Origin of the sequence: Nocardiopsis sp. TNDT3, assembly GCF_003427465.1 — a bacterium.
Lineage (GTDB): Bacteria > Actinomycetota > Actinomycetes > Streptosporangiales > Streptosporangiaceae > Nocardiopsis > Nocardiopsis dassonvillei.
Window position 1 is genome coordinate 1 of record NZ_QPFC01000094.1, and the last position, 1,608, is coordinate 1,608.

Annotated in this window: 2 protein-coding genes and 1 pseudogene; 1 reads left to right on the top strand and 2 read right to left on the bottom strand. The window is 76.3% G+C overall.

The features are described from left to right. Positions 1-378: pseudogene (locus DQW06_RS02710) on the top strand (glycoside hydrolase family 43 protein); the annotation flags it as partial. Positions 379-480: 102 nt separating this feature from the next. On the opposite strand, the gene DQW06_RS02715 reads toward DQW06_RS02710, so the two are convergent. Together DQW06_RS02715 and DQW06_RS02720 are read right to left on the bottom strand one after the other, a co-directional pair. After that, complete coding sequence (locus tag DQW06_RS02715; protein WP_013153485.1) at positions 481-1,122, bottom strand: DAK2 domain-containing protein; 642 nt, start codon at positions 1,120-1,122, stop codon at positions 481-483. A 38-nt stretch (positions 1,123-1,160) separates the two neighbouring features. Beyond that, positions 1,161-1,608 (bottom strand): dihydroxyacetone kinase subunit DhaK (locus DQW06_RS02720; protein WP_198662364.1); only part of this gene is annotated, 448 nt, incomplete at its 5' end.

Consider the following 1,608-nt stretch of genomic DNA (forward strand, 5'->3'; position numbering starts at 1 on the left):
GACGGGGGCGCTGGCGCCCTGGAGGTCCGCGTCGATCCCGCCCACCGGTTCGCCCTGGAGGTCGGGGGCGGGCGGGTGCGCGCCGTCGCTCGGATCGGACCGCTCACCAGCGTGCTGGGGGAGGCGCCCGCGTCCGCCGACACGGTGCTCGAACTGCGGGTGGAGCCCTCGACGGCGCCCGAGTACAGCCGCGAACGGGGACCGGACGTGGTCGTCGCCGCGGTCCGCACCCCCCAGGGCGCCACCGAGCTGGCCAGGATCGACGGACGCTACCTGTCGACCGAGGTCGCGGGCGGGTTCACCGGCCGCATGGTCGGGGTGAGCTGCGGCCCGGGCGGGATCGGGGTGCGTTTCGTGGAGTACCTCGGCGGAGCCTGACCGGGCCGCGGGGCCGGCGGCATGGTCGCCTTCCGCCGAGGACGTGCCCCGGCGGAGGCCGGACCCGCCGCGGACCTTCGCGCGGTCCCGGCCGCGCACGGCTCAGACGCCGACGACCCCCTGCGCGGCCCGGTAGAACAGGGCGACGGTCACCGCGCCGGGGTCCGGGCTGCCCAGGGCGGCCTCGCCCACGTAGCTGGTGCGCCCCCGGCGGCCGAGCAGTTCGCTGGTGCCGTCGGCGCCCTCCCGCGCGGCCTCCGCGGCCGCCCGCAGCCCGGCGTGCAGCCCCGCGCCGCTGGCCACCGCCCCGGCCAGCGCCTCCGAGGCCGGGGCGACGGCGTCGACCATGGTGCGGTCCCCGACCTCGGCCGACCCCAGCCGGTGCAGGGTCGCCCACCCGTTCGCGGTGGCCTCGGCCACCATCGCCAGGGTGAACGCCTCCGCGCCCGCGCCCGCCTTGCCGAACTCGCGGAACCACATGCCGAACAGCGGGCCGCTGGTGCCGCCGCTGTGGCCCAGGAAGGTCTCCGCCATCACCTCGAAGGGCTGTCCGGCCGACCCCGTGGCGGCGGTGTCGGCCAGGGCCTCGCGCGTACGGCGCAGCGCGGTGGTCATGTTGGTGCCGAAGTCGCCGTCGCCGCTGCGGCGGTCCAGGTCGGTGAGGTGTGCGCCCTCCTCCTCGACCGCGCCGATGAAGGCCTGCACCCACCGCTCGACGTCGGAGGGACTGAGCTGCTCTGCCATGCCGGTGCTCCCGTTCGGACTGTGGTGGGACGGACGTTCTACCAGGTGAGCGCGAGTGTGGCGGCCGGAGCGTCCCACAGCTCCAGTACCTCGTCGTCGGCCGCCGTCAGGGTGACCGAGCAGCCCGCCATGTCCAGGGAGGTCACGTAGGACCCCACGAGGGAGCGGGCGACCTCTATCCCGGCGTCGTCCAGGACGCGCCGCGCCTCGCGGAACACCCCGTACAGCTCCAAGTCGTGTGTGGCGCCCAGGCCGTTGACGATGGCGATGACCCGGTCCCCGCGCCCCAGGCCCAGCTCCTCCACCAGCGGCGAGACCATCGGGGGCACCAGCTCGCGGGAGGGGCCGAAGGCCCGCCGTTGCCGGGCCCGCTCGCCGTGGATGCCCACGCCGAACTCCACCTCGTCCTCGGGCAGCTCGAACGAGGGCCGCGACTCGCCCGGGTGGGCGCCCGCGGCCAGCGCCACGGACAGGGTGCGGCTGCGT

What these genes read in the sequence shown, in the direction of transcription:
- DQW06_RS02715 (WP_013153485.1), bottom strand. Translation starts at nt 1,122, where the DNA reads ATGGCAGAGCAGCTCAGTCCCTCCGACGTCGAGCGGTGGGTGCAGGCC.